General features: G+C 40.7%; 8 protein-coding genes and 1 pseudogene. 2 read left to right on the top strand and 7 right to left on the bottom strand.

The features are described from left to right. Window positions 1-102, bottom strand: a 102-nt coding sequence (locus B853_RS26515) for a thioredoxin domain-containing protein (protein ID WP_487247907.1), incomplete at its 3' end; no start/stop codon positions are given. A gap of 263 nt (window positions 103-365) precedes the next feature. On the opposite strand from B853_RS26515, the pseudogene B853_RS26910 reads away from it, so the two are divergent. Together B853_RS26910 and B853_RS26085 are read left to right on the top strand one after the other, a co-directional pair. After that, window positions 366-630: pseudogene (locus tag B853_RS26910) on the top strand (hypothetical protein). A 355-nt stretch (window positions 631-985) separates the two neighbouring features. Beyond that, complete coding sequence (locus B853_RS26085) at window positions 986-1,237, top strand: hypothetical protein (RefSeq protein WP_160167639.1); 252 nt, start codon at window positions 986-988, stop codon at window positions 1,235-1,237. A 370-nt stretch (window positions 1,238-1,607) separates the two neighbouring features. Here B853_RS26085 and B853_RS16135 read toward each other — a convergent pair whose 3' ends face one another. From B853_RS16135 to B853_RS16090, 6 genes are all read right to left on the bottom strand, one after another. Then, a complete protein-coding gene (locus B853_RS16135; protein ID WP_128826942.1) occupies window positions 1,608-2,183 on the bottom strand; it encodes a hypothetical protein in 576 nt (191 codons plus the stop codon). Between the two features lie 149 nt (window positions 2,184-2,332). Beyond that, the gene (locus B853_RS16125; RefSeq protein ID WP_038886177.1) at window positions 2,333-2,611 is read right to left on the bottom strand and encodes a hypothetical protein; all 279 of its coding nucleotides are present in this window, start codon (window positions 2,609-2,611) and stop codon (window positions 2,333-2,335) included. 197 nt (window positions 2,612-2,808) lie between these two features. Continuing rightward, window positions 2,809-3,285: a hypothetical protein gene (locus B853_RS16115; RefSeq protein WP_038886175.1), complete on the bottom strand. Its 477-nt coding sequence runs from the start codon at window positions 3,283-3,285 to the stop codon at window positions 2,809-2,811. 252 nt (window positions 3,286-3,537) lie between these two features. Next, complete coding sequence (locus B853_RS16105) at window positions 3,538-3,948, bottom strand: hypothetical protein (protein ID WP_038886173.1); 411 nt, start codon at window positions 3,946-3,948, stop codon at window positions 3,538-3,540. 155 nt (window positions 3,949-4,103) lie between these two features. Continuing rightward, the gene (locus tag B853_RS16095) at window positions 4,104-4,406 is read right to left on the bottom strand and encodes a type II toxin-antitoxin system RelE/ParE family toxin (protein ID WP_038887912.1); all 303 of its coding nucleotides are present in this window, start codon (window positions 4,404-4,406) and stop codon (window positions 4,104-4,106) included. Further along, window positions 4,394-4,651 (bottom strand): type II toxin-antitoxin system Phd/YefM family antitoxin, encoded by a 258-nt coding sequence (locus tag B853_RS16090; protein WP_038887913.1) that lies wholly within the window; start codon window positions 4,649-4,651, stop codon window positions 4,394-4,396. The genes B853_RS16095 and B853_RS16090 overlap by 13 nt, the downstream gene beginning before the upstream one ends. Window positions 4,652-4,982 lie beyond the last annotated feature (331 nt).

Below are 4,982 nucleotides of genomic sequence, written 5' to 3'. Positions count from 1 at the left end.
CTTCTTGTCTACCAACAACAATTCAAAGTCAGCTTTCACATGCTGCAATAGAAAGTGTGGAGCCAAACTCGCGTTTTTTGGATAGTAGTAAAGCTTGAACAAATTAGGCTCCTTGCCTGTAATTCTGGGGGACTCGATAACGCCCTGCTAAGGGGTGAGCAACGCAATACCGAAGCCGCTGCATACCACCTTAATCACTAAATTCAACGCATAGTAAAAATGCCACGCGTTGCGAATCCCTCTTGAGCAGTTTGTTAGTCGCGAGGCACCGAGCGACAATTTTAAGCCAAACTAAACTTTGCGAACAACAAACTTTATGTGCTTTGATGCACTTAAGTCAGGCGTAGTTTCAAAGCGGCTACTCAATGAAACCACTTGGAACAAACAGCGCCGTAGAAAACGGACTGACAACACCAAAAAACGCTTTTGCAAAACCAATCTCACAGTGCGGACTTTCAACAAAGTCACTGAAACCACGTGGAACTTACAACACCAGAGAAAACGTCTTTTCAGCAAGTAAATAAGCCTTTAAACCAACAAACTCACCGAGGCAGATTTGCAACCAAAAACAGATTTTCGATTGCCCCGCTCTATCACCACCAAAGAACTAAACAACCGCTTGGAAAATAGCAATGCATTGATTTAGAACCAATGAAAATGAGCTTTGACCGTCGAAGATGGAACTATGAATCAAACAACCAGTAGCCAAGTTTTGAGCTTAGAAACATGATTTTGATTGCTAGCTTTTTCTGGCGACTAACGCCCTGCTAAGGGGTGAGCAACGCAATACCAAAGCCGCCGCAAACCACCTTAATCACTAAAATCAACGCATAGTAAAAATGCCACGCGTTGCGAATCCCTCTTGAGCAGTTTGTTAGTTTGCAAACCCAACGCATTGATTTTACGTTATTTTAAACTTTGCAAACAATAAACTTTATGTGTTTTGATGCACTTAAGTCAGGCGTAATCTCAAAGCGGCTACTCAATGAAACCACTTGGAACAAACAACGCCGCAGAAAACGAACTCACAACACCAAAAAGCGCTTTTGGAAAACCAATCTTACAATGCGGACTTTCAACAAAGCCACTGAAACCACATGAACTTACCACACCAGAGAAAACGTCATTTCAGCGTGTAAATCGGCTTTTATACCAACAAACTCAACAAGCAGAGTTTCAGCAAAAAAGTTCAACTCAGTTAACCCAAAAATCGCCGCACCAAAGAATAAATCAATAGTTGAAACGATGCCAATTTTGGATTTTCACCATGTTAGTTAACACTGAAATTGAAAGTGATACCACAATTTCGACTTTGAGCTTTTACGACTAGATCTTGCGATATAGCTGCATTTTTCCTCTTGCAAACTAACGCCCTGTTAAGGTGTGAGCAACGCAATACCGATGCTTCCGCATACCACCTTAAACACTAAACGCAACGCATAGCAAAAATGCCAAGCGTTGCGAATCACTCTTAAACAGATTGTTAGCACTATTTTTTCTGAGGAATTTTTTCTTTGGAGTTCGTAATTACATGCCTTGTATCATTGCGAATTGGTTGCGGTGGCTTAGGCATAGGTGGTTTCTTTTTATCTGACACTGAGTGCTCCTTATAGGTAATAACCAAATGAAAACACGATAAATGTTATACATGTGAAAACTGCGGATATGATAGCTAGAATGGAAGCTATACGTAATTTGACACCTCGGTTTTGGTTAGTTTTGCTACCAAAACTACAAGCTGAATCTATTTTTCCCAAAAGTGTGCTCATTTCGGTTTCATAGACAAACGGTTCTTCGGAACCCCAACGCTCATAAGCGTTATTTGCATAATCAGCCCAACTATTTTCATAGAGCTTTGAGTAACCGCCAATGGCAGGAATAGAAAGAATTGCAAAACCAAACGCAATAACTCCAGACGTTATTGCAAATGAGATAATGACTAGGCATGCAACCATGACTGAAAACAGGTCAACACTTGTAGATAGCTTCGAATGCATCCATTCTACAAAAGCAAAGTCAAAACCAATTAATACAACTAAAAGCCAGAGAATAGCCCGACTGACAACAACCTGATGCCTATTAATATCAACCATTTGCACATAATATTCTTTCTCTGCTAATGTCACCAGCTTCTCTAGGGTCTTACTATACCCCTCAGAGTCATAGTTCATATCATCTGCCACTTACTGACTGTCCCCATTACTATTGATAGTGCTAACGCTCTGTTAAGGGGTGAGCAACGCAATACCAAAGCCGCCGCATACCACCTTAAACACTAAAACCAACGCATAGTGAAAATGCCACGCGTTGCGAATCCCTCTTGAACAGTTTGTTAGGCGACATTTCTACGTTTAACTTCTTTCTCATACGAAGATTCGTTGTATAGCCAAATAGCCCAAAATGCGAAAAACATCCCGATCGTGTAAATTGAGTAATTAAGAGCATTATCCGATAAGAAAACCGTAATGCTTGCCGCATCAGAAGATGGATAAAGGAAAATAACATTAAAAATTATGTACAAAATGGCTGTGACGAAAGTTGTTCTGAAAAGCCAATTTAAACATCCTTTCTTTCGCGATTTTTGCCAATTATCAAATGCTTTACCATTCATTAATCCACTCCTTTTCTGTTAACTGAAGCTAGATTCACGCCAAGATACTATCACTACTCTATCGTTTGTCTCATGTCGCCTAACGCCCTGTTAAGGGGTGAGCAACGCAATACAAAAGCCGCCGCATACCACCTTAAACACTAAAACCAACGCATAGTAAAAATGCCACGCGTTGCGAATCCCTCTTGAACAGTTTGTTAGCTTTTGAACCCACAACTATCACGATTTGCGGTGAAAGATCCGAGATAAACGCCATTACTTCCTGAATATGAGTACTCAAAATTAACACCAAACTTGATTGAAGAGATCATTTTGTCATTCGAACACACAGATGGCAGGACTGAATCACGCAAAGTTGTCTTAACCCAAGATTTATCTACATTTTGAGGATCTACATTGATCAATGTGTAATGATAGATAAGCCTTGAATCCTCACCTAATGATGCCTTATCTAAACGGGTTTCAGCATCAACCATTGTTGGGGTGGTTGCATTAATTTGCTGCGCTGCTTTATTTAGGGCTTCATTAATTTTCGCCTGTTTCTCCACTTCTTGAGTAGAAGTGACTGCGGCTTTTCCAAACTCTTTTCCGATTATTCCACCAACTGTAATAGCAATCAAAAGAGCTAAGACACCAAAGACTTTTAAGGCAATTTTAATTAATTTTCCGAACATACGAATACTTAATGATTACGTTAACTTATTATGAAACTCGGATAATACACAACAACAACCACAATTCAAATATGGCTTTTTCTCTTGACGATAGGTACTAGTGCGAAGAAAGCTAACGTCCTGTTAAGGTGTGAGCAACGCAATACAGAAGCTCCCGCATGCCACCTTAAACACAAAACGCAACGCATAGCAAAAATGCCAAGCGTTGCGAATCACTCTTGAGCAGTTTGTTAGGCATCTTGTCACCACAAACTACTTACCCGTTTTGCACCTAATTAACTTCCAAAATGAAAGCATGAAAATAGCCAACGAGAAAACAATATGAAGCGTTGGTATGCTTCTAGACCAGACATCAGACTCTACCAAATGAGAATCAAACTCTTTGCCACACAAATGATGACCTTCAATGGTTGTTTCAATTACAAAAGGTGCCCAGAAATAAGTTACCGACATAGCAACTAACAAAGCAATTAAGGGCGTAATCCATATAAATTGTAAACCTCTATTTTCACGAAGAAGCCTGACCATGATGAGAATGAACAGCACTGAGCCATACATTATCGAAGCATAAAAACGTCCATCATCTCCCTGTGTGCAAGTACCCGAAACTGCACCAAGTGAAACCCAAAAACCATACAATAGTATCAATATCGAACTGTACATTTGTAACCTTTGATGCCTAACGCCCTGTTAAGGTGTGAGCAACGCAATACCGAAGCCACCGCATACCACCTTAAACACTAAACGCAACGCATAGTAAAAATGCCAAGCGTTGCGAATCACTCTTAAACAGATTGTTAGCCGCTCATTCCCAAAGGTTACTGCTTACTCAACAGGAACTTACGCAAATCTCTCTCTGCACGCATAACAAACAGAATAAACACTTTGTCACCGTCTTGTTTATAGAAAACACGACATGGATTAACGAAAACTTCACGATAACTTAAGTGTTCTAGCTCGGGTGGAATACGACCTGACTCTGGGAAAGTTTGCAAGCGTTCGACTTTGGAGAAGATCGTTTGCACTAACTGCTTTGCAGCTACGATATTTTCAAGTGCGATGTATTCAGCGATATCGTTGAGGTCAGATAACGCTGGCTCAGTCCAGATTATTTCAGCCATTTTGACATTTTGTCCTTAGCTTCATCATGACTTACCACTTTACCTTCAGCTAGTGCACGCTCACCTCGTGCAATACCCTCAAGAATAGCTAAACGATTTTGCATAAACTCGTAGTCATCAACATCAACGAGATACGCGGATGGCTTACCATGCTCAGTAATTAACACTGGTTCTTTGGTGTCGTGGAGATCCGCGAGGATCTTAGTTGCTTGACGTTTGAGTGATGTAACTAGTTCTACTTTCATGAGAGCTGCTCCAAAGGAATACTAAAGTGATACTATTCTATCACTTTGAGTATAGCAAGCTCCATGACGGCTAACGCCGCATTAAGTGGTGAACAACGCGACCACCCTAACCTAAACCTTGCCACATATAGCACTGAAGCCGACCTAAACTGAAATCGCCAAGCGTTGGGAATCCGTCTTAAATGCTTTGTTATGTTTTAGCACAATTCGTTGATTTACTTGGCAAAGAACTGAAGAATTGACCGTAATTTCTGAACCAAATCACAAGCTCGTACTCACTTGACCGACAGATGCGCCAAACCAGAAACGAGTAAGTCTACTTCCCTGCTAA

Origin of the sequence: Vibrio rotiferianus CAIM 577 = LMG 21460 (assembly GCF_002741985.1) — a bacterium.
Taxonomy (GTDB): Bacteria; Pseudomonadota; Gammaproteobacteria; order Enterobacterales; family Vibrionaceae; genus Vibrio; species Vibrio rotiferianus.
This window is presented reverse-complemented; position numbering and strand designations above follow the sequence as displayed.

Excerpts from the sequence above, each read along its gene's own strand:
- B853_RS26085 (WP_160167639.1), top strand. The coding sequence starts at position 986 with ATGAAACCACTTGGAACAAACAACGCCGCAGAAAACGAACTCACAACA.
- B853_RS16115 (WP_038886175.1), bottom strand. The coding sequence starts at position 3,285 with ATGTTCGGAAAATTAATTAAAATTGCCTTAAAAGTCTTTGGTGTCTTA.
- B853_RS16090 (WP_038887913.1), bottom strand. The coding sequence starts at position 4,651 with ATGAAAGTAGAACTAGTTACATCACTCAAACGTCAAGCAACTAAGATC.
- B853_RS16125 (WP_038886177.1), bottom strand. The coding sequence starts at position 2,611 with ATGAATGGTAAAGCATTTGATAATTGGCAAAAATCGCGAAAGAAAGGA.
- B853_RS16105 (WP_038886173.1), bottom strand. The coding sequence starts at position 3,948 with ATGTACAGTTCGATATTGATACTATTGTATGGTTTTTGGGTTTCACTT.
- B853_RS16095 (WP_038887912.1), bottom strand. The coding sequence starts at position 4,406 with ATGGCTGAAATAATCTGGACTGAGCCAGCGTTATCTGACCTCAACGAT.